This is a genomic window from Methylomicrobium lacus (genome assembly GCF_041897535.1).
GTDB classification, from domain to species: Bacteria; Pseudomonadota; Gammaproteobacteria; order Methylococcales; family Methylomonadaceae; genus Methylomicrobium; species Methylomicrobium lacus_A.
On record NZ_CP169217.1, the window covers coordinates 1,275,414 to 1,301,526 of the forward strand.

At 60.0% G+C, this 26,113-nt stretch carries 18 protein-coding genes; 3 read left to right on the forward strand and 15 right to left on the reverse strand.

The features are described from left to right. Window positions 1-6 precede the first annotated feature (6 nt). Complete coding sequence (locus tag ACEPPP_RS05590) at window positions 7-1,602, forward strand: protein kinase (RefSeq protein WP_374090054.1); 1,596 nt, start codon at window positions 7-9, stop codon at window positions 1,600-1,602. A 13-nt stretch (window positions 1,603-1,615) separates the two neighbouring features. Further along, window positions 1,616-2,425: an alpha/beta fold hydrolase gene (locus ACEPPP_RS05595; RefSeq protein ID WP_374090055.1), complete on the forward strand. Its 810-nt coding sequence runs from the start codon at window positions 1,616-1,618 to the stop codon at window positions 2,423-2,425. Window positions 2,426-2,495: 70 nt separating this feature from the next. Here the strand turns inward: ACEPPP_RS05595 and ACEPPP_RS05600 are convergent, their stop codons facing one another. From ACEPPP_RS05600 to ACEPPP_RS05665, 14 genes are all read right to left on the reverse strand, one after another. Further along, window positions 2,496-4,163 carry an FHA domain-containing protein gene (locus tag ACEPPP_RS05600; RefSeq protein WP_374090056.1) on the reverse strand — a complete coding sequence of 556 codons (1,668 nt, stop codon included), beginning with the start codon at window positions 4,161-4,163 and terminating at the stop codon, window positions 2,496-2,498. A 108-nt stretch (window positions 4,164-4,271) separates the two neighbouring features. Beyond that, the gene (locus tag ACEPPP_RS05605; RefSeq protein WP_374090057.1) at window positions 4,272-5,702 is read right to left on the reverse strand and encodes a type VI secretion system contractile sheath domain-containing protein; all 1,431 of its coding nucleotides are present in this window, start codon (window positions 5,700-5,702) and stop codon (window positions 4,272-4,274) included. 89 nt (window positions 5,703-5,791) lie between these two features. Then, window positions 5,792-6,880, reverse strand: a complete 1,089-nt coding sequence (locus ACEPPP_RS05610; RefSeq protein WP_374090058.1) for an autotransporter outer membrane beta-barrel domain-containing protein — start codon at window positions 6,878-6,880, stop codon at window positions 5,792-5,794. A gap of 460 nt (window positions 6,881-7,340) precedes the next feature. Then, window positions 7,341-8,960: a type VI secretion system-associated protein TagF gene (gene tagF, locus ACEPPP_RS05615; RefSeq protein ID WP_374090059.1), complete on the reverse strand. Its 1,620-nt coding sequence runs from the start codon at window positions 8,958-8,960 to the stop codon at window positions 7,341-7,343. Next, window positions 8,957-12,502 carry a type VI secretion system membrane subunit TssM gene (tssM, locus tag ACEPPP_RS05620; protein ID WP_374090060.1) on the reverse strand — a complete coding sequence of 1,182 codons (3,546 nt, stop codon included), beginning with the start codon at window positions 12,500-12,502 and terminating at the stop codon, window positions 8,957-8,959. Before tssM ends, tagF begins: the two co-directional genes overlap by 4 nt. 8 nt (window positions 12,503-12,510) lie before the next feature. Continuing rightward, the gene (gene icmH, locus ACEPPP_RS05625) at window positions 12,511-13,827 is read right to left on the reverse strand and encodes a type IVB secretion system protein IcmH/DotU (protein ID WP_374090061.1); all 1,317 of its coding nucleotides are present in this window, start codon (window positions 13,825-13,827) and stop codon (window positions 12,511-12,513) included. Between the two features lie 5 nt (window positions 13,828-13,832). Beyond that, complete coding sequence (gene tssK, locus ACEPPP_RS05630; protein ID WP_374090062.1) at window positions 13,833-15,170, reverse strand: type VI secretion system baseplate subunit TssK; 1,338 nt, start codon at window positions 15,168-15,170, stop codon at window positions 13,833-13,835. Window positions 15,171-15,204: 34 nt separating this feature from the next. After that, window positions 15,205-16,758: a type VI secretion system-associated FHA domain protein TagH gene (tagH, locus tag ACEPPP_RS05635; protein WP_374090063.1), complete on the reverse strand. Its 1,554-nt coding sequence runs from the start codon at window positions 16,756-16,758 to the stop codon at window positions 15,205-15,207. 161 nt (window positions 16,759-16,919) lie between these two features. Further along, the gene (gene tssJ / locus ACEPPP_RS05640) at window positions 16,920-17,411 is read right to left on the reverse strand and encodes a type VI secretion system lipoprotein TssJ (protein WP_374090064.1); all 492 of its coding nucleotides are present in this window, start codon (window positions 17,409-17,411) and stop codon (window positions 16,920-16,922) included. 68 nt (window positions 17,412-17,479) lie between these two features. After that, complete coding sequence (locus ACEPPP_RS05645) at window positions 17,480-19,489, reverse strand: type VI secretion system Vgr family protein (protein ID WP_374090065.1); 2,010 nt, start codon at window positions 19,487-19,489, stop codon at window positions 17,480-17,482. A gap of 100 nt (window positions 19,490-19,589) precedes the next feature. After that, on the reverse strand, window positions 19,590-19,883 hold the full coding sequence (locus ACEPPP_RS05650) for a PAAR domain-containing protein (protein ID WP_374090066.1): 294 nt from the start codon (window positions 19,881-19,883) through the stop codon (window positions 19,590-19,592). A gap of 15 nt (window positions 19,884-19,898) precedes the next feature. Continuing rightward, on the reverse strand, window positions 19,899-20,489 hold the full coding sequence (locus tag ACEPPP_RS05655) for a hypothetical protein (RefSeq protein WP_374090067.1): 591 nt from the start codon (window positions 20,487-20,489) through the stop codon (window positions 19,899-19,901). A gap of 175 nt (window positions 20,490-20,664) precedes the next feature. Next, window positions 20,665-22,056: a Re/Si-specific NAD(P)(+) transhydrogenase subunit beta gene (pntB, locus tag ACEPPP_RS05660; RefSeq protein ID WP_374090068.1), complete on the reverse strand. Its 1,392-nt coding sequence runs from the start codon at window positions 22,054-22,056 to the stop codon at window positions 20,665-20,667. 15 nt (window positions 22,057-22,071) lie between these two features. Beyond that, window positions 22,072-23,643: a Re/Si-specific NAD(P)(+) transhydrogenase subunit alpha gene (locus ACEPPP_RS05665; RefSeq protein WP_374090069.1), complete on the reverse strand. Its 1,572-nt coding sequence runs from the start codon at window positions 23,641-23,643 to the stop codon at window positions 22,072-22,074. 253 nt (window positions 23,644-23,896) lie between these two features. Between ACEPPP_RS05665 and ACEPPP_RS05670 the strand changes: the two genes are divergently transcribed. Next, complete coding sequence (locus ACEPPP_RS05670) at window positions 23,897-24,781, forward strand: diguanylate cyclase domain-containing protein (protein WP_374090070.1); 885 nt, start codon at window positions 23,897-23,899, stop codon at window positions 24,779-24,781. Window positions 24,782-24,812: 31 nt separating this feature from the next. On the opposite strand, the gene coaBC is transcribed toward ACEPPP_RS05670, so the two are convergent. Continuing rightward, a complete protein-coding gene (gene coaBC / locus ACEPPP_RS05675; RefSeq protein WP_374090071.1) occupies window positions 24,813-26,018 on the reverse strand; it encodes a bifunctional phosphopantothenoylcysteine decarboxylase/phosphopantothenate--cysteine ligase CoaBC in 1,206 nt (401 codons plus the stop codon). Between the last annotated feature and the right edge of the window lie 95 nt (window positions 26,019-26,113).

The window sequence follows — 26,113 nt, forward strand, 5'->3', positions numbered from 1 at the left end:
GCACTTATGATCGATAAAACCGCCGACGATAATGCCGATGACGCGACCCGGATTGCGCCGAGACCGGCCAATCTACTGCATCCGGAGCCGGCTGCCCCAAGCCCGGAAGCAGGCCCTGCCGCGCGCCCTTATCCTCCGGCAGCGGAGACCGACGCCACGATCGTGACCGCCGTCAAGCCGAGCGCCCCGCCGCCGGCCGAGACCTGCGCCGCAAGCCAGGACGCCGAAACGATCGTCAGTCCGACCGCCCAAGCGCCGGCCCCCACAGCCACCGCACGCACCGCCAGAACCCTGGGCTTCGGCACGGAATCGTCCTCCGCCCCGCTGACCGTCGGCTCGGTGATCAAGGACCGTTTCGTGATCAAGGAAGTGCTCGGCTGCGGCGGCATGGGTACCGTGTTCCGGGCGACCGACCTGCGCCGGGAGGAAGCGCTCGACGAAGCGCCGGACGTCGCGATCAAGGTGCTGAACGAAGAATTCCGCGAAGACCCCGAGCTCTTCATCGCGCTGCAAAGAGAAACCAAGAAAACCCAGCAACTGGCGCACCCGAACATCGTCACCGTCTACGACTTCGACCGGGACGGCAGCAATGTATTCATGGTGATGGAAATTCTGGACGGCCAGTCGCTCCGGCAATACATTCGCGAACACGCGCCGAGCGGCCTGCCTTTCAAGAAAGCCTGGCCGATCATCAAGGGCCTGGCGCTCGCCCTGGCTTATGCGCACAAGCGCAACATCATCCATTCGGACTTCAAACCCGGCAACGCCTTCATCACGGCCGGCGGCGACGTCAAGGTGCTCGACTTCGGCATCGCCTGCGCGGCGGCCCGCACCGACGTTGGCCATGACAAGACCGTGTTCAACGCCCGCGATCTCGGCGCGCTGACGCCCGAATACGCGAGCCTCGAAATGTTCGAAAATCAGCCGCCCGACCCGCGCGACGACATTTACGCGCTGGGCTGTGTGGCCTACGAACTGTTGACCGGCAAGCATCCGTTCGGCAAGATTGCCGCGCCGAAAGCCTGCGAAGTCAATCTACAGGCGCCGGCGATTCCGGGCTTGAAGCGGCGGCAATGGAACGCGCTGCAGCATGCGCTCGCCTTCAAGAAAGAGCAGCGCACGCCTTCGGTCAATCAATTCATCAATGAATTCGAGCCGCGCGCGAAGCTTCCCTGGATTTTATCCGGCATCACCGCGCTGGCGCTGCTCAGCGCGGCGGGCGCTTACGTCTATCTCTATTACAATGTCGATCCCCTGGCCGACAAGGTGATCGCGCTGACGCCGGAACAGGAACTCAAGGTCAAAGACCTGTTGGAACTCGCGCAGATTCACTATGACGTCGGCTTCATCACCGCGCCTTCCGGCAGCAATGCATTGTGGGCCTACCGCCAGGTGCTCGAAATCGACCCCTATAACAAGCCCGCCAAGGCCGGACTCGAAAAGATCGCCAACCTCTGCGAGCAACAGGCGGAAGAATTATTCGAACAAAACAATATCGCCGAAAGCCTGATCAAGATCGAAGAAGGACTGGAAGCGGTGCCGAAACATGACGGTCTTTTGGCGTTGAAAAAACAGATCCTGGAAGTGCAAGGCCAGAATTAACGCGTCCCAAGGCATGATCCGGCGCCTTGCATGGCTTTGCTGTTTGCCGCTGCTCGCGGCCGGATGCGCCGCTCCCGAAATCCGCCTGGACCTCGAGGCCGAGCGCCTAAGTCTGGGCCGGACCGTCGTCAAAGGCATGGACTTTAAACACGTCGTTTATCGCAACCGGGCACCCATTCAAAACGGCGAACTGCACGTCTATCTGGACGGCGACGGCTCGCCGTGGATTCACCATCGGCAGATTGCGGCCAATCCGACCCCGCGCAACCCCCTCGTGCTCCGATTGACCGCAGAGGACCCGAGCGCCTCGGTTTACCTCGGCCGCCCCTGCTATCATGGCTTCGGCGCCAAGCCGCCCTGCACGGCCGAGCTCTGGACCAGCGGGCGTTATTCGAAAACCGTGATCGAGACGATGAGCGCCGCACTCGGGGAAATCCGGAAGGCCCTGCATCCCCAAAGAACGGTATTGATCGGCTTCAGCGGCGGCGGCGCCTTGGCGATGCTGCTCGCCGAGCGCCTGGAAGGCATCAGCGCCATCGTGACCGTTGCCGGCAACCTGGACCCCGACGCCTGGACGGCACGGCATCGCTATTCGCCTTTAACCGGATCGGAGAATCCGGCCAAGCATCCTCCCCTCTCCGGCCAAATTTTTCAACTGCACCTGGCCGGCGCCAAGGACACGAACATTCCGCCGGACTTGATCCTTCCGGCCGTGCGGCGGCAGCCATCGGCACGATTGATCGTGATGCCCGACGCCGATCATGACTGCTGCTGGGAGCGGCATTGGCCTTCGATACTCGAAATGCTCAAAGACCGTCGATAAAAAAAGGTGCGCGATGCGCACCCTTGTATGAGGCTTCAATACTCGATACGATCGAAGCCCATGAGTGGGCCTAACCCGGCTTCGCCGCTGCCGACAGCAGCGGCGGGCTGAACTTGAAACCGAAATGCTTCGGGTCCTCCCCGATCACCGCGGCCGAGAAGATGTAGAAGACGTAATCGTAGGTTTCTTTCGGAATCTGGTATTGCTGGATGAATTTCCAGAAATTCTTGTCGCGCGGATTGTCGGGCATTTTCTTGATCATTTCCCTGACCCGGTTTTGCCCGTAATTGTAACTCGCGATCACCAAGAGGCCGGAAGCCTGCGCCTCGGTGCTGTAGATCAGTTTCAAATATTTGGCGCCGGCGCGGGTCGCCTGATTGAAATCGAAGCGCTGATCCTCGGCGTCATAGTCCCGCGTCGCCGCCAACGGACCGGATTTCAGCCCGAAATCCTCGCCGGTCGAAGCCAACAGCTGCCAGGCGCCCTTCGCGATGCCGAAACGGGTCTCTGGGCCGACCGCCGCCGCATCGTAATTGCTTTCCTGCAGCGGCAAATAGATCAAGTGCAAAGGCAAACCTTCCTTGTCCAACGCGGCCAGGATCGTCGGCGCATAGGCGTTGTTTTCGAGCGTCGCCATCGCCTGCGGCATTCGCGAGGATGACTGCCAGTATTTGATATAACGCCTGACTTCATCGACAAAATCTTCGGGCAACTCCAGTTCGCTCTCGCCGAATTCCCGCGCGACCTTCGTAATCAACTCTTCTTCATAGCGCGCCGCGGTCGGAAAACGGATGCGCAACGATTCGGCCTCCTGCACGTATTCCTGGTATTTGGCCTTCATGCCTAAGAGGCGTTTGCGTTCCTGCGCCAGCCTACGGCTTTCCGCGGCGATCTTCTCCTGCTCTGCCTTGATCTGACTCTGATCGGCCTGCAATTTTTGCTGAGCGAGGGTATTGATCGTTTGTTCGAGCACCTTGGCGCTGGTTTCTATCGTCAACTCGGCGCGCGAGAGGCTGACCTCCAGCGTCTTGATGTCATAAAACAAGTCGAGCGCGAGCGTGCGCGCGTTCGACAAGGCGATCCTCTGATAGGTCACCACGCCGGCCGCCACCAAAAACAGAGCGGCCAGCACCGAAATCCATTTGTTGTATTTCTTGCTGTGGACGACCCGATCCTCGCGAATCAGGGTGCGCACCATCCGCGTATAGTCGCCGGCGTCCTCGGCTTCTTCCGCCGACATCAGCCGCTCCCTGACCGCATCCATCGACAAGTGGCGCCTATCCGCCGCCTGCCCGCTCGGCGTAGCGTCGGAAGGCGGCGCCGGCGCGGGATCTTCACTCGGTTGCGGCGCCTTGCCCGCCTCCTGTCCTGTCGCCTGAAGGCGCAGAAAAATGCCGGGATTGCCCAATTGCACCCGAACCGGCAGCGTCAAGCGGGATTTTGACTCGACCCGTCGGCCGTCGATGAATACGCCGTTCGCGCTGTTCAGATCGATAAGCCACCACTCGCCCGCTTCCCGTTTGACTTCGAGATGATGGCGGCTGATCACGGCGCTGTCCAGGACCACCCGATTGTCCTGCGCGCGCCCGGCGGTGAATCCCTGGGTAAAAAAATAGTCTTTCTGCGTTTTTCCGGAAGCGTCCTCGACAAAGACCTGCAAGCCGGGTCGGGCTATCACGGTCCGGTCCGAGTCCGGCGGCGGAACGGGCGGCTTGAAAACGGTTTTATCGTCCTGCATCGGATGTGCCGGATGGGTTTAAGGGAGGCTGCATAAAGCGTGCGGAGGAAATGGCGGCATCACAAGCATGATTGGCTATCTTGCGCTGTCAAAATGACATGGGTTAACTCAAGCGTTCCAAAAACCGCGCAAGGCGAATGGCGGATCGGCGAGCGCCTGAAACCTTGCCAAACGCGCGATGTTGGCGCTGCGGTGGCTCAGAAACGGCATGATCCCGAGCCCCAGCAATTCATCCATCGCCCGGTCGTTCAAACACACCTCCGCGCACGGCAAAAGCCGGGCATCGCCGTCCTGCTTAAGAATATACGCCGGCAAGTCGTCGATTTGCAAATGATCGCCGGGCTGCATCGAATCGCCGTTTTCGAGATAGGAACGCCCGAGCAGCAGCGCGCAATAAAAAGCCGGATTGCCCCATAAAAAAGCCGCGTGCGCGAACGGCGGCCCGGCTTCCTCGAACGCGAACGACTCGATAGGATCGGCATCGCGTCCATACGGCAAACGCAGCAAAATCCGCGGCAGCGCCAGGCCGAGCCACGGCGCCGCAGGGCTCTGCCTGAGCGCCGCCCAGCGTTTTGCCGCTGCCTGTGTCATTCCGGCCCAATCCTGCGGATCGGACGACTCGGCCAGCGTGTTGCATCCCAGAAGCATGGGATCGGCCGCCGCGATAAAAGGCCCGCCGGCCTGGGCCGCCAACAGCCCGCAGGCCGCCAGCAAGGCGACATCTTCCGGGCTGTTGCCGAAACTGAAGTTGCCGATCACCAGCGACCACGGCTCGCCGCCGAAGCCGCCGGTATGTTGCTCCACCAGCAGGCGGTACAAGCCGGAGCCGCTCAGGTTTTCACCGGCGGCGCTCACCGCGTCAAACAATTGTTCCTTGCCGACATCCAGCACGTGCAGCGATAAACTTTCGCCGGTCTCCAGGTTCGAAACCAGGGACCACAGCGCCCTCCAGGCGGCTTCGAGCGCCTGGAACTCGGGGTGGTGCAGGAGCCCCCGCATTTTCGCGCTCAACGCTTCGTCGACCGCCTTCAGATAAACGTCCCGGAAGGGCGGCGCGTCGGGAACGATATACTGGGCGACTATTCGTTCGAGGGTGTTTTCGACAACCGATTTTGCCCTGGCCTCGGGCAAGGCTTCAGGGCGATCGGAACTCCCGCCGAGCAAGCGTTCAAAGGTCGCCTGATCGTCTTCGTCTATTGTCCGTTCCGCATCGGGCCTCGGTTCCTCGTGAGCGACCTGCACCAGGCTGCGAAGCTCCTCGGCCGCCTGCGGAAACGTCGCGGCATCGTAGAGGCGTTCCTTGATCCGCGCCAGCCCCCGAAAGAATTCCAAGTTTTGGAACAAGGCGTCGGGGTGGAAGTCTTCGAGCTGCCGAAACGTCAAGTCCACTTCGGCATCGAGCCGCAGACGCAGCCGGGGGGCGATACGCGCCATCACCGCAGCGAAATTGTCGATGTCCACGCGCAGGATGGAACGCTCTTCAAGCTTTTTCCGGTCAGCGCCTTGACCGCCGAAATCGCCGAGGATAAGGATGCGCATCGGCTCGCCTGCTGATTTTCGGGTATTGAAATCCGCTCCCGGCCGGGCAAACGCAAAGGACAAGCGCGTGGTTGCGGACATCATCCCGCCTAAAATTCGCCGCGCACGCCCAGGTTGATCGTATGCTCGGCCAAGCTTTGACGACCCACCATCGCCTCATAAAACAGAAATGCGGAGACGCCATGGGTGAATGTCGCCGACATTCCCGCGCCCAGGTTCGCATAGTTGCGGTCCGGATTGTCGCTGACGACGGTGAAGACACTCTGCGCGGGGTCGTTGCTGAATTGCCAGTTGACCGGCCGGCTGCCGTCATGAAACTCGTGTATCCATTCGGCCCTGGCGGTCGGCATCAAGACGCCGAACGGCATGCTCAGCGCGTAGGACAGCTGCCCCCCCAATGCGGTTTGCAGGGAGTCGGCATTTTGCTTGCCGACCGTCGCCAGGCTGCCGAAACCCGGAGCGCCGGGATTGCTTGCATTTTCCTGAAAACCATCGATTTGCACGTTTTGATAGCTGACCCGGCCATACGGTCCGTAGGTCAAACCCTGATTATGAAAATCGTAGCCGCTGGAGATATTGAATGAGAAATCGTTGCCTTGGGTGGCGCCTTTGGCGGTTTGATTGATCGGGCCGCCAAATCCTGAAAAATTGATATTTCTCCGCATATCGTAATCGTTCCAGCCGCCCGAAAAGATACCGTCGACGTAAAAATCCTCTTTGTAGTAAGTGCTATAGAGCGAATAGCTGTAACCGTCCAGGTTCAGGTTTCCTCGCGTTGCATCGAAGTCGGATTTGACCGCGTTATAGCCAAAGGTTCCGCCGAATACGAAATCATCGGTGAAGCGGTAATCGACGCCCGCCGTGACCCCTTGGCTGTCGTATTCGAAACCCAGTTCCCGATCCGTGCGGTCCTTGTCGCCGACGCCGAAGTTGCCGTTCACGAATACGCCGAGCTTGTCAAAAGAGCTGTCCTTGTCGCCGCCGGCGCCGCCGGACGCCTGTCCCGGCCCACCGAAGGCCAGCCCGGAAGGCAGGGCGCTGCCGTTCAAACCGCTGACGTCGAAGCCGCCCCCTGCGCCTCGGCGCAGCAGCATCAGCCGATTCTTGACGTTGCGAAACTGCTGATTCGCAACAGAAATCGCCAGCGTCGATGGCGCAAGCGCCTGAAGAGGAGTCAATTGTTCGACTGCGTTATTATTGGTGGACTCGCCTGGCCCGCCAAAGTTTACAGCACTACAAGTGCTGACAAGATCCTGTTGCGCCGATGTCGCGGTATTTGAAAATCCAATGTTACTGCACGGGTTTTGCAATGCAAAAGCCTCGTAACTGATCATGGCCAACAATCCGGCCGTCAACGTTCCATAAACAACGGAGGGGCCGTTCAATTTGGATACGGCAATGGTTTTTGATATAAGGCGTGAATGCTTAATCTTGTTAAATGACATCATGGTAAGTCGCGCTCCTTCTTTCGGGATATTTGTTTAACCGCGGAAAACCGGCGTTATCCTGTACTATTTTCCCGTCATCTTTTGCAAAATCGGTGACAAGATACACGGCTTTTCGTAGCGGCCCCAAGCTTTACTCAAAACATAAAGCTATTTAAATTCATATACATTAAACTCTTTATTAAAGAACTTTTCAAAGTTTTTCGTGCGCGGCGGTTACCACGACGACCGAGATATTGTCCCTGCCGCCCCGGCTTTCCGCTTCGCGCACCAGATTTTGCACGATGTCGCCGGGAGAGCCTTGGCTGCAAAAAGAGGCGATGTCGGCATCCGTCAGTTCCTTGATCAGGCCGTCGCTGCATAACACAAACAGGTCCCGATCGGCGATCTCGCCTTCGCCGCAGTCGATCTCCAACACCTCATCCGCGCCGACCGCGCGCGTAATCACGTTTTCATGGACGGGTGCGGACGCAGTCCCGGAGGCGTCGAAGCCCATCTCCGGCAATGCGGACGATAAGGAATGATCCTGGGTCAGCTGCTCGATACGCCCTTGCCGGTAACGATACAAGCGGCTGTCTCCGGCCCACAGGTAGCGGAAACGGTGGCCCGCAATCAGCAGTACCACGATCGTGCTGCCGATGATCTGGCCGTTGCCCCGGCTGTCGGCCAGCTGCAGCAGGTCGCGGTTGACCGCTTGCAGGCTCGCTTCGACTTGCTCGCGGTAGCGCTCAAGATCATCGATGCGGGGAATGTTCGCCAGCGCGCCGACCAGGGCCTGGCTTGCGACATCGCCCGCGCTGTGCCCGCCCATGCCGTCCGCGACCGCCCACAGGCCGGCATCGCGCCGGTCCAGAATCGCATCCTCGTTGATCCTGCGCCGCATCCCGACCACGCTGAGGCCGGCGCTTTCGATGACCCAGTCCTGGCCCGAACTCGCCAGGCGCTCGCGTTGCTCGCGGCCCACCGTGATCTCATCGTCGTCCCGCGCCAGGGGAGCCGTGTTTTGCCCGTTTGCAAAGGCTTGAACCTCGATGCGGTGTTGCGCAGCCATGCCGTCCGTGCCTGGAATACCTTCGCTCAACCGCACGTCCGAAAACTGCCATTGGCGCTTCGGCCACACGCCGTTCAGAAAGCCGGCGAAGGCATCGACCGGCGGCATCCCCTCGCTGAGCAGCAAGGCCGTTTTTGCATCTTCAAACGCGGTTGAGCGCCAGTAACTGCACCGCTCCAGAAAACGGCTGCCGAACTGGCCGCCGATCTGACGCAAAGCCTGCGGCGTATCCAAAGCACTGTCGAGCCGGAAAAGAAACGCCTGCCGACCCGGCGCGGTGTCGATGCCTTCCCTGCCGTAGCGAAGCGGGCGCGCCGAGACGAAGTCGCCGAGGCGCAGGCGTTCGAGCCGGGCATCGAAGCTGTCCAAGTCGAAATCGTAGTCCAGCGAACACAGCGCCAGATCCGACAGCGCATCGAACCAGCCGCAATCGGCTTCGAACAAAGCGTTCAACGGCCAATGGGTCACTTTCGCGGCCAGCGTCAACGGAAAATAACGCCCGACCCGGTCGACGCTCGGCATCATCACCCCGGCCCAGGCATCAGGGCCGCATTGGCCTGGCGCCAGGGCGAACTGCCAGATCGGGCTGTACAGGAAAGTCTCGAGCCAGGCCTGTCCCAATTGCTCGCGGCTCGCCAGCAAACCGGCCTGCAGCCATTGATCCCAGGGTTCGATGAACTGCCTCGGCAAACGCCGGGACAGAAAGTCGCCGTGGCTCGGAATCTTGCCGTAAAAACCCGGCGCGGATTCGGGATGACTCACAGGCCTTCCGGACAGCGGAAACCTTGCAGCTCCCTGAGATTGAACGGATTCATCACGCTGGCCGCGCGCAGTTCATAGCGCGCGCTCATGCCTTCCAGTTGAAAGGTCAGATTGAATTTTTCCGGCGCGGAGGTCGGCTCGATCGTGGCTTCGTCGAGCAGGCGAAAAAAGGCCCAGGTGCCTTCCTTGCTGCGGCTGACCTGGCGCCCGTCGAGGGTTTCAAACACGATCCTGACGCCCTGGCTCGGGGTCGGCCCCGGCCATTTCAGGCTGACCGCCTGTTCCGGGCCGTGCCGGTAGACCGCTTCCTGGCCTTCGACCTGTAGGCGGAAGGTGCCGACCTTCGGGTCCAGCGCCTGCGGTTTCAATTCGAATTGCACCTGCGGCGCGGCGCCTGCCGCGAAAAAGGCGTCGCGTATCTTGGCGGCCAGCTGAAAGCGCCGAATCGACTCCTGTGACAGACCCAGTGGCTTTTCGGCCGCCATCTCGGTCCACACCGGCTTGCTGGTATCGACGAAGGGCTTCAGATGGGTCTGGAAAAACTGGTCCATCAGGCCGGACGGCGCGAAGATCTTCGCGAAATCGGCCAGCAGGACATCCTGATTCGTGCCGGTATTGAACGGGTAGCGGCCGGTCAAGGCCATCTTGCAAGGCGCAGCGACCCCGGTCTTGACCATCTCGCTCAACTGCCCTTTAGCAGCCGAGGACAGTTTCTGGCCGCCGCTGTTCACGACGATTTGCAGCCAGCCTTGCAGCGGCTCCGGCAAGCGGGCGAATTCGAGTTGCGCCTGTTTCAACACATCCGCGCCCGCGCCGCTGAACAGATTCGCCTGATTCTGCAGGGCCTGTCCGCCGGTGTTCGCGCTGCTCAATTGCAAAAAATAATCGCGCAGACTCTTCAATTGTTGCAGGACCGGGTCCAACGCGACCGGTTTGTCCGGCCCGCCGCGCACCAGCGTGCTCAAGGGCTCGAACTGCACTTCCGCCGCGATCGCAGGATCTGGCCCGCTGTCGAGGCCGGCCGCGTTCTTGGCCATCGCGAGCAGTTGCGAGGTCTTCGCGTCCGGCGACTTCAGCGCATTGCCGACCGCCTTCGCGATCGAGTCGCTGGCCTCCTTACTGAGCCGGCTGAACGAGGTGTTCTGATCGATGCCGTCCAGCAATTTGCGCAAGGGGCCGTCGGGGCGGGACAGGATGTCGAGCATTTGCGCGGTCTGGCTAGTCGTCAACGCGGGCTGCAATTTCAGCTTGGCCAACAGGTCCGACCACACGGTCTTGTATTCGTTGATATAGAGCTTCTTCAGCTCGGCATGCAGCTTTTCGACTTCCGCGACATCGAGCGTGGTCTGGCTACCCAGCACCCAGTTCTGCTCGACCGCATCCTTCACGAAATCGCGGCTTTGGGTCAAAAACAGCTCCTTGTAACCGTAGCCGGTGAACACCGCCGAGATCGTGTAGGACGCAAAATCCTTGCCGTCCGCCAACGCGAACACGCGCGCGCCGTCCGCGCCCAGAGCCTTGCCCAACTCAAAATCGTGCCCCTGTTCGGTCACCGCTTCGGACTTGAAGCGGGAGTAGATCTGTCCGATCAACGGCACCTGCGTCAGTTTTCCGCGCACCGCGTTCACGAAGGCGTCGTCGATCGGCGCCGGGTCGAGTTCCAGCTTGAGCAGATTGCCCAGATGGCGGACCAGTTGCGCGACGGCCTCCGGATCGCCGGCATAGCGCTGGTCCCAGTCCGCGCGAATCCAGGTCATCGCGGTCTCCGGCACCAGCCGCTCGGTCTGGTTGAACATCAGATAGACCTTCAACAACTGGTACAGCACGTCGAGCTTGTTGCCCTCCGCCCCCTGCATCCTTTCCTTCAGGCGCTGCATGATCGCCGGCAGGAAATACTCGCGCAGCATCGCGTCATAGGTATGATGGGCGGCCGCCTCGATCTTGTCGCCCTGCGACAGACCGAATCCCAGCATCGGGCCGCCGTCCTTGTAGACATCCGCGACTCCCAGCAGAATGTTCAGGCGCGGCAAGAGCACCCGGAAATTATCCTGGCTGTCGCTCGCGTTCAGCTTCAGCGAGCGGTACTGGGCGATCTGTTCCTCGACCTTTTCGAGCGCGGAGCGGTTATTGAAATAACTGACCGTCCACAGCGAGATCACGGCCAGAAAGAGGAGCCCCGCGCCGATATAGGCGCCGAGCTGCAACCAGCGCGTGCGTTTTTCGAGCTTCGGATCGGTGCCCGCCAGTTCCGCTTCCGGGAACAGCACGTCCTGCAACAAACGCGTCAGGAAGTAGCTCTTGCCCTGTCCGCTGTACATCGGCGCCGCCTGCCGGTCCAGGTGGAAGGCCCCGGCCAGGATGCCGAGCATCCTGTCGATCGGCGTGCCTTCCTGGGTGCCGCTGGTGAAGTAAACGCCGCGTAGGAGCACCGGCTGTTCGTAACGGTTCGCAGCGAAAGTCGCCTGCAGGTAGTCGATCATCGCGGGTTTCGCCAGCGCCATCTGCTGCGGAAAATCCAGGATGCTGGCGCGCCGCCGCACGTCGCGTTCGTCCTGAATGCGCCCGATCGTCCGGTTCTGCAAACGCTGGAGCAATTCCTCATAGGCATCCCCGAAACGGCCCGGCAAATCCGGCTCGCCGCTCAGGGTGTCGGCGGCGAAGGTCTCTCCCCAGACCTGCGCGCGCTGTTCCTGGGTCAGGTCGGCGAAGAAATCGTTGAAGCCGGCCACCAGGTCGGCCTTCGTGAACATCATATAGACCGGCAGGCGCACGCCGAGATGCTGATACAGCTCGTGAATCCGGGAGCGCACGGCCTTCGCGTGCAAGAGGCGCTCCTGCTCGGACTGTTGCAGCAAATCCGACAGGCTGGTCGCCACGATCACCCCGTTCAACGGCCGGCGCGGGCGGTATTTTTTGATCAGCCCCAGAAAGCCCGCCCAGCCGGCCGCATCGACCGCCTCGTGGCTTTCCTGCGTCGTATAGCGGCCGGCGGTATCCAGAAACACCGCATTATCGGCAAACCACCAGTCGCAATTGCGCGTCCCGCTGACGCCCTTGATCGCGTGTTTGCCGAGCTTTTCGGCCAACGGGAAATGCAGGCCGGAATTGACCAGCGCGGTGGTCTTGCCCGAACCCGGCGCGCCGATGATCGCGTACCAGGGCAGCTGATAGACGAACTGGCCGCCGGACTTGCCGTCCTTGCGCGATTGTTTCAATACCGCGAAGGCTTCTTCAAAGCCCTTGCTCAGCGTGTCGACCTCGTCGGCCGAGGCGTTCGCGACAGGGTCCGCATCGGCCGCCACCAATTGCTCGACCAATTGTTTTTCGGCGCTGCCGGCGCGCAGCTGCATGACCAGCCGATAAATGATCCAGATCACGAACAAGGCGACAATCACCAGGGTTCTGGCGAGCACCGATTCCAGCGGCACGCTGCCGGCGATCGCGATCAGCGGCCCCGCCAGCCAGATCAGGCAGCTCAGCGCCGCCAAACCCAAAAACTGAATCACCCACTTATTCGTAAAAAATGCCTTGAGCTTTCCCATCTGTGCTCTCACTGAATCTGTAAATCGACGCGGCGATTGATCGCCCGGTGTTCCGGCGTGTCGTTGGGCGCCAACGGTTCGCCCTCGGCCCGGCCTTCAAAGCGGATCTTGCCGCTCTGCGTCGCCAGATCGTTCAACATTTCGCTGACCTTTTTCGCCCGCGAGGTCGACAAATGCCAATTCGACGGAAACCGCGCCGAGACGATCGGCTTGTCGTCGGTATGGCCGGTGACCAGCACATTGTCCTTGCCCACCGCGAACTCGTCGGCGATTTTTTTCAGCATCGGCATGAACTCGGGCTTCAGCTGGTCGCTGCCGGAGGCGAAGGAATTGCGGATCCGAAGCAGCCTGTCGTCGACCACCTCGACCATGTTCTTCGCGATTTCGGCCGCCAGCACCCGTTTGAAGCGCTCCTTCCGATCCGGGTCGGCGGGCTTCACGACCGGCGCCGCGCGCGCGATCTCGACCGGCTGTTTGGCGAGCGCGAACAGTTCCTTGTAATCCTGGTCCGAACGGGCATTCAGCGCCAGCACGAAACCGATGTAGACCAGGACCAACAACACGCCGAGCACCGCGCCGACCACCCAGAGCGGCACATAGCGCACCAGCGCGTTGCGCACATCCTTCAGCCCGCGCCAGCGCGGCGACAGTTCGCGTTCGCCGTCGCCTTTCACGCGCTGGATCAATTGATACAGCTCGGCGCGGTATTTTTCTAACTCGTTCGCGCCATTGGTCAGCACCCGGTATTTGCCTTCAAAACCGAGGCTGATGAAAAGATAGGCCAGTTCGATCAGCGCCAGGTTTTGCGCCGGCTGTTTGACCAACGCCGCGACGATGTCGAAAAACTTCTCGCCGCCCCAGGCTTCGCGGTGAAACGAGATCAACAGGCTCTGATGCCCCCAGTTGCTCTGCGATCCCCAGGGCGTATTCAGGATCGCCTCATCCAGAAAGCTGCAGAGCACGTAACTGGCCATGCGGGTCTGATCGGCGCCGAAGCCGGCTTGCAAGAGGCGGTTTTCGAACAGGGTCACTTCGCTGGTCGCGCGCTGGCGTAGCGCATCGACCGCCGGATACATCGCGGTTTGCCTGAGCCGCCCGGCCAGCGAAATCAAAGGCAAGGCGGCCGCGACAATCGGATTTTCCTTGAATTCGGCGGCGGGCAGCTCGGCCGAAGTTACCGGCCGGTAGGCCGGAGACGGAGGTGGAACGGCCGGCTGAGTTTCCGCTGCCGGCGGCGCGGCCGCGGGCCGCCTTCCGCCCGGCATCGGCCGGATGATGGTGCGGTCGCCGTCATCGAAGGGTCCTGAAGGATCGTTTGGATTCATGCCGTTCAACCTTTTCTAATTGCCCAAAACTCAAGTTCCAGTTCCGGAAAACTGCCGCCGATATGGATCGCGAAGCCGCCGGAAGCCGCCATCTTCGCCCATAATTCGCTTTGCTTGTTCAGCTCGAAATACGAATAACCGGCATGGTAAGGAATCTGCCGCGGTGCGACCGGCAAGGCCTGGATCGCGATGCCGGGCAATGCCGAACGCACCAGCAATTGAATATCCTCGACCGGTCCGATTTTGACCTGCGGCGGGAAATGGCTGCGTATCAGTTCCGAAGACACCTGAGCCTTCGCCGCGAGCACGAAGATCGCCCCTTCCAACAGCGTCAACTCCGGCCGTTTCGCGACATACACGCCCGGCCGGGCTTCCGCGAGCGGCAACTGCACCGCGTTCTGTTCCAGCACCATGCTCAACAGGCTGCGCAGTTCGTCGATCAACGGCATGAAAGTGGCTTTCAGGTCGTCGTGCTTGTAGTCGGGGAAGGCGATCGGCCGTTTGTTCGGCCGGTAAAAGGTCGCCAGTTCGCCGGCCATTTGCAGGCACAGCCGGAAAAAATCTTCCGGATGCAGCACCTGGGCATTGGCCAGGTGCGCGAGCAGCGGCTCGTAACGGTTGATCAGCTGCAGCAGCATGAAATCGGCGATTTCGGCGACGCCGCCCTGGCTGCTGCCGGCCACCCTGCCGGCCAACGCTTCGCCGCGGGTATGCAGGAGGCCTTGCAATTCCCCGGCAAAGCCGCCCAAAAGTCCTGCCGCGGCGCAGTGCACGGCGGGCGGAATATACTGCTTGTCGAGGATCACCGTTTTATCGGCGCGCACCTCGACGATCCTCGCGATGCCCAGGCACACATAACCCGAACGCTCCTGGCTTTCGCACATCAGGCGCGGCTTCAGCGCGCCGATCTGTACCTCGTAACGGCCGTCCGAGCCGCTGTTATGGTCGCGGACCTGACGCTCGGTCAGGCGATAACGCGCCATGTTGTCGGGAAAGGACTCGCTGTCGACCTCGGTCGTATCCGGGCGGCGTAGCGGCAACGCCAGATAGACGATGCTGGCCTTTTCGTTCTCCGGCACGTCCAGCGGCATCGGCAATTCGTCGTCTTGCGGCAAATCGAACGGCGTGCCGTCCGGAAAGACCCCTTTGCATTCGCCGAGCCCGACCTTGCCGATCGCCAGACAGCCCTGGTCGAGTTTGAGGCTCGCAAAACCCCAGGCATAGGCATGCACGCCGAGCGACAAGCCATGCAGCAGGCTTTCGAAATAGCGGTCGTGCTGCTGGAAATGCTGGGGCCGAAGAAACATGCCCTCGGACCAGACTACCCTATTGTTTTCAGACATATTTTTGGTTCCCGGCAGGAATGCGGTGATAAGGTTAGCGTTTTGACGAGCGGCTCAGCAATTGCATCTGCTGCTCATAGGCATCGCCGAAGGCATCGCCGAAGAAATCCTCCTGGGCGGCGGCCTTCAGCTTCGGATACTGGATCGTATACTGTTCCCAGCATTTGGCTTTTTTCTGAAAGAGCAGGCCTTCGCCTTGCGTTTTTTCGATCGATTCGGGATCGAAGCCGCGCAAAACGTCCGCCAACGCGGCCTGGATGCCGGCGGTCATCGCCATCTGATGATTCATGATGTCGCCGAAGCCTTCGCGCACCGCTTCTTTCGGGCTCAGAAAGCCGGGATGCGTCGGCGCCAGGATCAGCCGGATCGCGTCATCGACATTCGGGGTGAATTTCAGCGGATTATTGTCGACCGAACGCATCGTGGTCACCGAAACGCGAAACTGGCTCTTCAATTCCGCGCGGGCGCGGAGCACGCACATCAAGCCATCCACCATGCTGCGCAGCAGTTCGCCCGACGTGCGCAGCAGAGCCGGCCACTGTTCGGGGGGGAGGAAATGCGGGTCGTCGATGCCAGCGCCGGCTAGAAACGCGCGAATCAATTCGCTGTCCGAAGGAACGCTTTGCTGCGGCTCGGGCGGGCGCCGGGGCGTCTCAACCGGAGCCGCTTCGGAAATGGGCGCAGGCGCCGCTGGAATCTCCGGCTTGATGGCGACGGTCTCCGGCGTGACTTGTGCAGCCATGTCGATCTGGCGGACAGGGCCGGCCGCATCGCAAGCGCTTACCGGCGAGGGAGGCGTTTCTGCCTTCAACTCCACGGGCTCGGAGAAAGGGGAAAACGGCAATTCCGCCTCCGCGTGCGGCGCGGCGGCTACCGCCGCCGAATCGGCTGCCGTCTGGCTCTCTTCGGCAAAAAAATCGGCCGGCAACTCGGGGAAATCAAGCGGCAGCGACGGGCTCGCCGTCGGCGGAGCACCGGCAATCGGCGCGGCAAGAGGACTGGACAGATTATCCAGGGTCGACAGCAAATCGCCGAAGTCCAGGTCATCCGCTGCACCTCCCTTAACGGACGCCGCAGGCTGCGCTGCCGGCGGCGTAAAACTTTGATGAAATATGGAGGAGTCGGGCTGTTCGATGAAACTTTTCTGCTGATCGGCCGCCGGCGCCGGCTTTTGCGGGGCCGCAAACGGGCCATCCAGAGGCCCGCTCTCGGCGAAATCCAACTGGCGAACCGGCTGCGCGGCAAAAGGCTCGGAAATCGCCGGCGCGGACTCGCCGATCAAGACCTGCAATTCGTATTCACCGATGCGCAGCCTGTCGCCGTCCGTCAAAAGCGCCCGGCTTTGCTGCAGCAACTGGCCTTGCGGTTCCAGGTAGGTGCCGGCGGCGCTGCTGTCCTGAATGAAATACTGCCCGCCTTCGTAGTGAATCTCGGCATGCCGACGGGAGATATATTTTTCCGGGTCCGGCAACGCCAAACGGTTATCCGGCGAACGGCCGATCGATCCGCCCTGCGCTTCGAAACGCGCGCTGATCTCCTCGGCCAGCGGCATGCCCTTGTAACTGACCGCTTTGATGATCAAGATCATAACCGCACCCGCCGCTGAAGGGACCGCGGCGAAAGCAAAGCCGCCGATGAATCAATTGAAGTGTTGAGGATAGCGAGCCGGGTCATTGATCGGGAAGAAGGGGCAACCGTTAAAAATGCCTATGATACAAACATTGCAACATTTTCAACAAGCCCATTTCCCTACGGCTCTTTTTTAACCGCTTCGACGCGCACTTCATTGCCCTGCAATTTGATCTCCACCGCCTGCGTTTGATGGGCCGCAACCGGCAGCGTGGCGCGCCATTGCGCGGTATCCAGTTGCCTGAACGCGGCAAAGACCCCTAGGGTCTTTATGTCGGGATCGAGCTGCAGCGATACCGTCTGCTGATCGTTCGGCTTGATCAACAACTCCTGCTTACGCGCCATTTCGGCGGACAATGTCGCCTGATCCTTATCGAACAGCGAAAAAAAGTCGGCGGCATTGAAACTGCTGGTTTCCCGCAATTGATAAATCCGCAGCATCACCGGCGCTCCGGCGCCGCTCGCATCCGCATTCACATTCGCGGCGCTGCTGATTTTCAGATTCACGATTGTCGGCGGTTCGGGCGCGGCCACCGGAGGCGCCGGCGGCGGACTGCTACAGGCCTGCAATAACGCGAGCACACCCATCGATACAAAACCGGCTCGTATCATTCATTCATCTCCCATTTCATCCATTCTAAAAAGCGCTGCATTTTATCCGTGTCAACCTGTCACAAGACTCAATTGATCATCACGAGGCCGCCCTTCACTGTCAGCATCGCGCTTCCATTGACTGACGTTTGCAAACCCTTCACATCGGTTTGCAGCGTTCCCTCGATCGTGATATTCAGGCCTTTGATCGTCACGCCGCTCTGATCGATCTTGACGCTGTTTGATCCGACCTTCAGCTCGATCGACTGCATCGCCTCTTCTGCGATGCTGCCGAGATCAACCTTTACCGTGCGGTTGCCGGTTTTGACATTGACACTGTCATTGCCCGTATCGATGCTGGCGGATCGATCGCCTGTTTTTACCGTCAGTTCGTGATTGCCGGTATCGACGCTGACCGTACGATTGCCGGTCTTTACCGTCAGGCTGTCATGGCCCTGATCCAGAGTCACCGTCCGGTCGTTGTAAATGTCTATCGTCTGATTGCCCTGATCCTTCTTGTCGAAGCCGACCTTTTGCACGTCATTGTTCTCGACGATCCGGGTGCAGTCTTTCTCGGCATGGATGTAAAGCTCTTCCTCGCCCTTCTTGTCCTCGAAGCGGATTTCGTTGAAATTATCCGCGCCCGCCCCCTTACTGCTGCGGGATTTGATGCCGCTCTGGGTTTGGTTGTCCGGAAGCGCATAGGGCGGCATTTGCTCGGCGTTATAGACCCTTCCGGTTATGATCGGCCGGTCCGGATTGCCTTCCAAAAAATCGACGATCACTTCCTGACCGACGCGCGGGATGTGCATCGCTCCCCATGCTTTACCGGCCCAGACCTGCGCGACGCGCACCCAGCACGAACTGTTTTCATCTTTCTTGCCGAGTCGATCCCAATGGAACTGGACCTTGACCCGTCCATATTTGTCTGTCCAAATTTCTTCGCCGGACTTGCCGACCACGATCGCGGTCTGCACCCCCTGAACGATCGGCATAGGCGTCAGCCGAGGCGGCCTGAACTGGTTTTCCGCCGAGGCAGGAAGCACCCGGAAGGCGCACTGGTATTCCTCCTCGCAATCGGTAATTCCATCCGACTCATAGCCATTGTTCTGCAGCTGCAGGCTCGAAGACACGATCGCGTATTCGCGGTTTTGCTCCGCCACCGGAAAATCGGCCAGCGTAAACTTCATACCTGCCGCCAGTTGCCGGGCGTTTCCGCGCGCGGAGATTTGCTCGAATTGGCTGCGCAATTCCTCCATGCGCACCTTGCTGTACTGCTCGCCGTCGGACTTCTGTTTATAGCCGCCCGGATAATCGTAAACTTCTTTGCCGCTTTCCGTATGCGCTCCGGGTTTGGACGACTTCGCCGTCAGATCGGTATTGGGCGCCTCGAAATCGTAGTCGTCCAATTCGTATTTGCCCGACTGGATTTCCTGGCTTACATTCCATTCATAGAGGTGCCCTTCCTTGCGGCGATTTTGATTCGCCGGTTGAAAATAAGGAATGTTCGCATTGACCGGTGCCTTTTTTTGCGCCGCGACCGAATCGCACAGCACCAGGGTATGGGCAGAATGGCTATGATCGAAATAGTAATAAATGCCTTCATCTTCCAGCAGCCGGCTGATGAAGTTAAAATCGGTTTCGCGGTATTGCACGCAATATTCGCGCGGCGAATAGGTGCCGAAAAGCTGCATGTCGACATCCGAAACCCCGTGCTCATTGAGGATCAGTTTGACGATGTCCGGCACGGACTTTCCGGTCGGCATGATCCGGCAATTGCTGCGCCGGGTTAATAACCAGGCCTTGGGTTTTAGCGTCGCCCGGTAATGATAAAAACGCCCCATCATGCCGCTGCGGCTGGCCCGTGTCACCATGCCATGCAGAAAACGCTGCCCGCCTTCCAGCAAATGTAAAGTGACGGTCATGTTCTTGCCCAGCAATTGTTTCAAGTCAATATTATTTTTTTCGCTGAGCAGATCCAGTTCATACTCGAATAAGTGACTGAGTTGCTCGCTTCCGGACACCCGCCACAGAAATAAGTCATTGTCGCCCAAGGGCGTCTTAACCGAAGCACTACGGCCAACTTGAGAAATGGGCATAAACAATTCCTGATCAATTCGAACTTAATTTTTCCGGCAGACTGGCGGCCGCATAAAAACGGCAACCGCATACTTTACAGGATTCGCTGAACCACCGCTTCTAGCCGCCGATCAAAACGGTAAAACAACCCAATACAATCACGCCGCCATGCGCGGTCGAATCCCCCATGCGGGCGGCGGGCATTCCGCCGATCAATACCGTCGTAGAAGCCTTCATGATGACATCCGGAGGCCCCACGCAAACCGCCATATCGCCCATCCTTGCCGCAGGCAAGCCGCCTATCAATGTGGTCACCGCGCCCGGCGGTAGGATCGGACCGCCGACATGCGGTACGGGGCCGTTACACATCGGACAGACATGCATATCGCTGATGCGCGCCGCGGGTTGACCCATCGTTTACGCTCCTGTTCAGCCTTGCCAGGGACGGCCGTTGCCGCCATTGGCGATATCGACGCCCTGCTCCAGAAAATAGCGGTATTTTTCCTGCGCTCTTTCCGGTTCACTCAATACCGCCGCCAGCATCACCGCCCCCGCGACCGCCTTGGCCGTCAGATTTTCCGGCGCGGTGATCGGCGGGGAGTTTTCGGGTGCCATGCTGCCGTCACCCCAAAACGCCGCCATCGCCGCCCATGCCGCCGGACCGTCAAACGCGGTGGCCTGCGCCGCCGCTTCCGCCGAACGGCGATTGGCTTCGATGGGTTTGTATACCCACTGTTCCGCGGCTTCGAGCGCCTTGAGGGATGCCGGCGGCGTGTCCTGGGTGATCATGCCGCGCGTACAAATACACGCCCACCAGGTCGCCTCGCGCTTGGGCAGGGCGCGCGCCAGAAAGCGCACCGCATCGGGATACAGCTGACGTTCCAGCAAGGCATTCAAATATTCCACCGGCGCAGGATCGGATTCGAGACACTTGACCGCCTCGGGATCGAGTTCAATATCCCGACAAACCGCCGCCGCTTTCGCCACAGCGACCTTCTTTAATGCATCAAAACCGGCCATCTGCTTTTCGTTACCCTCTGACTTTTCAAACCCGGAGAAATCGCGCTTCGCCCGCTCGATCTTCCCTGCCGCCCGTCAATGCGGCAGGGAAACGAATGGGCGGACTTTAACATAGAATCCATCGGCAAACCACGACAAGATCGCGCTTTCGCGCAGGCGCCGATCGAAGCATTCATCAACTGCGCAACGCCTTCAACACCGCCTGCAATCTGTCGTTCGCGTCGCCGAACAGCATCCGCGTATTGTCGAGCACGAACAGCGGATTGCCGACGCCCGCATAACCGGACGCCATGCTGCGCTTCATCGCGATCGTCATGCCGCCTTTCCAGCATTCCAGCACCGGCATGCCGGCGATCGGGCTGTTCGGATCGTCCAGCGCGGACGGATTGACGATGTCGTTCGCGCCGATCACCATCGTCAGGTCGACGTTCGGAAAGTCCTCGTTGATTTCGTCCATTTCGTAGACGATGTCATACGGCACCTTCGCCTCGGCCAGCAGCACGTTCATGTGGCCGGGCATGCGGCCCGCGACCGGATGGATGCCGAAACGGACTTTTTTGCCTTTGTCCCTGAGCAGTTTGGTGATTTCGTTGACCGTGTGCTGCGCCTGCGCGACCGCCATGCCGTAGCCCGGAATGATCATGATGTTTTTCGCGGCGAGCAATTGCTGCGCGGTTTCTTCCGCATCGATCGGCTGCACGTCGCCTTCGACGACCGCCGCCTCGCCGCCGGTGCCGGTGCCGAAACCGCCCGCGATCACGCTGATGAAATTGCGGTTCATCGCCCGGCACATGATATAGCTCAGGATCGCGCCGCTGCTGCCGACCAGGGCGCCGGTCACGATCAACAGGTCATTGCTCAGCATGAAGCCGGTCGCGGCCGCGGCCCATCCGGAATAACTGTTCAACATCGACACCACGACCGGCATGTCCGCGCCTCCGATCGCCATCACCATATGGATGCCGAACGCGAGCGAAATCGCGGTCATGACCAGCAGAGGAACGCTGCCGCCGCCGCTTTCGGCCTGCTGCAAAAACAGATAGCCGAAATAGATCACCAGGACCAGCAGGCCCAGGTTCAGCCAGTGGCGGCCCGGTAGCAACAGCGGTTTGCCGTTGATGCGTCCGCTCAGCTTGCCGAATGCGATCACCGAGCCGGAAAAGGTCACCGCGCCGATCAAAATACCGACATAGATCTCGACTTCGTGGATCGTTTTTTCGACGCCGGACAAGGTGCCGCCTTCATCCATGAAATTCGCGTAGCCGACCAACACTGCCGCCATCCCGACCAGACTGTGCATGATCGCGACCAGTTCGGGCATTTGCGTCATCTCGACCGTTTTCGCGGCCTTGAAGCCGATCGCGCCGCCGAGCAGCAAGGCGGCGATCAGGATCGAATACGCGGTGACCGAGCCGCTCAGCACGGTCGCGGCGATCGCGATCGCCATGCCGAGCATGCCGTAGTAGTTGCCGCGCCGCGCGGTTTCCTGATTGCTGAGGCCGCTCAAACTCAAAATGAACAGCACCGTCGCGGCGATGTAAGACATCGTGACTAAACTTTGTGACATGTTTTTTCCTTATGCTTATTTTCTGAACATTTCGAGCATGCGCCGGGTCACCAAGAAACCGCCCGCGATGTTGATCGAGGCGATCAGGATCGCAAGCCCCGCCAGAACGCTGATCATGATCGCCGGAGCGGAAACCTGCACCAGGGCGCCGATCACGATGATGCCGCTGATCGCATTGGTCACGCTCATCAGCGGCGTATGCAGCGACGGCGTCACATTCCAGATCACCTGATAGCCGACGAAGCAGGCCAGGACGAACACGGTGAAATGCGACATGAACGAGACCGGCGCGACCGAGCCGAGCCCGTACAGCGCGAGAGCGCCGATCACCAAGGGAATAAACGGCCTGACCGCCGCAGGAATCAAGCGGTTATTGGGCTTGGCCTTTTCCGCCACGCCCGGGTTGGCCGGCGCTTCGGTCTGCGGCGCGGGCGCCGCCGATAATTTCGGCGGTGGCGGCGGCCAGGTGATCTTGCCTTCCTTGATCACGGTCGCGCCGCGGATCACCTCGTCCTCCATGTTCACGTTGATCTCGCCGTTCTTTTCCGGGCTCAGTTCGGTCAACAGATGCCGTAAATTGGTCGCATACAGTTGGCTGGACTGATTCGCGAGCCGGCTCGGCAGATTGGTATAGCCGATGATCGTGACGCCGTGCTTGACCACCACCTTGTCCTTCTCGGTCAGCGCGCAGTTGCCGCCCTGCTCGGCGGCCAGATCGACGATCACGCTGCCCGGCTTCATCGACTCAACCATTCCCTTCGTGATCAGCTCCGGCGCCGGCTTTCCGGGAATCAGCGCGGTCGTGATGATGATGTCGACCTCCATCGCCTGGCGCGCGAACAAGGCCATTTCGGCCTCGATGAATTCCTTCGACATCGTTTTCGCATAACCGCCGGTGCCGGAGCCTTCTTCCTTGAAATCGAGCATCAGAAATTCGGCGTCCATGCTCTCGATCTGTTCTTTCACTTCCGGCCGCGTGTCAAAGGCCCGGACGATCGCGCCCATGCCTTTTGCCGCGCCGATCGCGGCAAGTCCCGCCACACCGGCGCCGATCACCAGCACCTTCGCGGGCGGAATCTTGCCGGCCGCGGTAATCTGACCTGTGAAAAAGCGGCCGAAATGCTGCGCCGCTTCGATCACGGCCCGGTAGCCCGCGATATTCGCCATCGAACTCAAGGCGTCGAGTTTTTGCGCCCTGGACATTCTCGGCACGCTGTCCATCGCCAGCACCGTCGCTTGTTTGCCGGCCAGTTTCTGCATCAAGGCCTCGTTTTGCGCGGGCCAGATAAAACTGATCAGATGACCGCCTTCGCGCAACAGCTCGACTTCGTCTATCGCCAATTCAGGGTGGCGCTCGGGCGCCCTGACCTTCATCACGATATCGCTATCCTGCCATACGCGTTTGGCATCCTCGACGACCTCCACGCCCGCCTCTCTAAAAGCCTCATCGGAGATGTTCGCACCCTGCCCCGCCCCTTTTTCGATACAGACCGAAAAACCCAGCTTCATGATTTGTTCGGCGGTCTCCGGCGTCAGCGCGACGCGCTTTTCGCCTTGATGAATTTCTTTAGGTACACCAATCTTCATAGAGTCTCCTGTATTTTGGGAAGGGCTGGATCAGCCTGGACTAATTCGGTTTCGACCTCGGCAAACGAGCATAGAAGATTAACAGGCGCATTTCAATAAAAATCTGGCACGGCAGCCATTCACTCCCTGACGTCAACGATTGGCTCGCCGTCCCTTCATGCCGGCCACCCCGCAAACCGATTGCAAGCACTAGACCTTACCTAAAACTTAAAATCGACTAGACTGCGTATATCGATTTTATTTTCGCACCTCGATGGATATTCTGGTCATAGAAAAAAGTGAAGTCTGCCGTTTCATTCTGGATCAATGCCTGACCTCGCTGGGTCATGTCGTTCACGATGCCGGCAAAGCGGAAGCCGCGTTGCCCTTCATGCTCACTCATCCCGTCGATTGCGTTTTCATGGATATCGATTTCGGTCGTGAGCGCGCCGTCGAGGCGATCCAAGCGATCAGAATGGAACATCAGGGCGAATGGCTTCCGATCGTGGCGCTGAGTTCGGGAAACGATGATGAAGCGTTTGCAGGCGCGATACTCGCCGGCGCCGACGCCCTGCTTCCGAAGCCCTTGAGCCGTCATCGCATCCTGATGCAATTGCTCGCGCTCGAAAGAATGACTCTTGCGCGGCAAACTCCGCCGGCCGACCAAGACCTGATCGCCGCGAACCGGGCTTTGCTTGAGCTGTCGATGTTTGATGAAATCACCGGCCTGGCCAACCGGCGTTACTTTGAGAAAACCCTGAACCGGGAAATGAAATTGGCCAAACGCGAACGCCATCCTCTGACCTTGCTGGTCTGTGAAATCGGCAATCTCTCATGGCCGGGCATGGCGGAGGAAGACGAAGCCAGAAACCGGCAGCTCACGGCGATCGCCGCCGCGATCGAATGCATTCCGTCAAGACCGACCGATTTTGTCTGCTGTTATAGCGCCGACCTTTTCGCGGTGATTCTGCCGAATACCGATGAAAACGGCGGGCGGCATATCGCAGAAAGGATTCAGGCCTCGGTCGAGCCGGTCCTGACCGACTGGCCTAAAACGCCGCTGACCTTCCGTATCGGCTCGGCAACGGACAACAGTCAATACCAGACGATCGATGTGTTGATCGACGCCGCCTTGGCGGCTTTGAAAACCAGCGAGTAAGTCCATTAAGCGAATTGTGCCGGCATCCTTTTCAAGATGCCGGCGCCTTGACCCTCAGTCTTTCGGCAATGAGTCCGATCAACAGTTCGGCCAAGCGTTTCTTGCCGGTCATCGCCAGCGTTTGGCTGCCGCCCTTCCAATAGACCTCCAGCGCATTGTGTTCGCTGTCGAAGCCGCCCTGCGTCTGTCCGACCCAATTGGCAGCGATCATGTCCAGATTCTTGCGCACCAGCTTGTCCAGGGCATAAGCCTCCAAATCGATCGTTTCGGCCGCAAAGCCGACCGTAAAGGGGCGCCGGCTCAAGGCCGCGACCTCGGCCAGGATGTCCCGGGTCTTTTGCAGCTCAAGCGTCACGTGTTCGCCCTGCTTCTTGATTTTTTCCGGCTGCATTACTGTGGGCGTGTAGTCGGCGACCGCCGCCGCGCCGATGTAAATATCCGAGGCTGGCGCCCTGGCGATCACCGCCGCATACATTTCGGCCGCCGTTTCGACGCGAACGAGCTCGATATTCCCCGGCGGCGGCAACTGCGTCGGCCCCGACACCAGCGTGACCGTCGCGCCCGCATTCCTGGCCGCCTCGGCCAGGGCATACCCCATTTTGCCCGAGCTGCGGTTCGTGATGTAGCGCACCGGGTCCAGGGGTTCCCGCGTCGGGCCGGCGCTGATCAGCACTTGCAGGCCTTTGAGGCAGAGATCGGCGGGTTCTTTGAACAGCGCGGCGCAAATCTCCTGCGGCTCCGACATGCGCCCGACACCGGTTTCGCCGCAGGCCTGCTCGCCCTGGGCGGGACCGATCAACTGCACGCCATGCCGCAGCAAGGTCGCAACATTTTCCTGGGTCACCGGCTTCGCCCACATCGCCTGATTCATCGCCGGCGCGACATAGACCGGGCAAGTCGCGGCCAGATACAGCGTCGTCAATAAATCATCGGCGAGGCCGTGACTCAATTTTGCGATCAGATTGGCCGTGGCGGGCGCGATGAGCATCACATCGGCCCAGCGCGCGAGGCTGATATGATCCATCGCGTTTTCGCTTTCGGCATCCAGTAGATCGCAATGCACCGCGTTGCCGGACAAGGCCTGGAACGTCAGCGGTGTGACGAACCGGACGGCCGCCTCGGTCATCGCGACGCGCACCTCGGCGCCCTGTTTGCGCAGCAACCGCACCAGCTCCGCCGCCTTGTAAGCGGCAATGCCGCCGCTGACGCCCACTAAAATTCGTTTCGCTTCGTTCATACCGGACAGGATCAAAAAGGCGCATTATGGCAAGGATGCGCGAATTCTTCTATGCTTAGCTTCCAGACTAAGTCTTTTTTTTTACCGACCGGGAG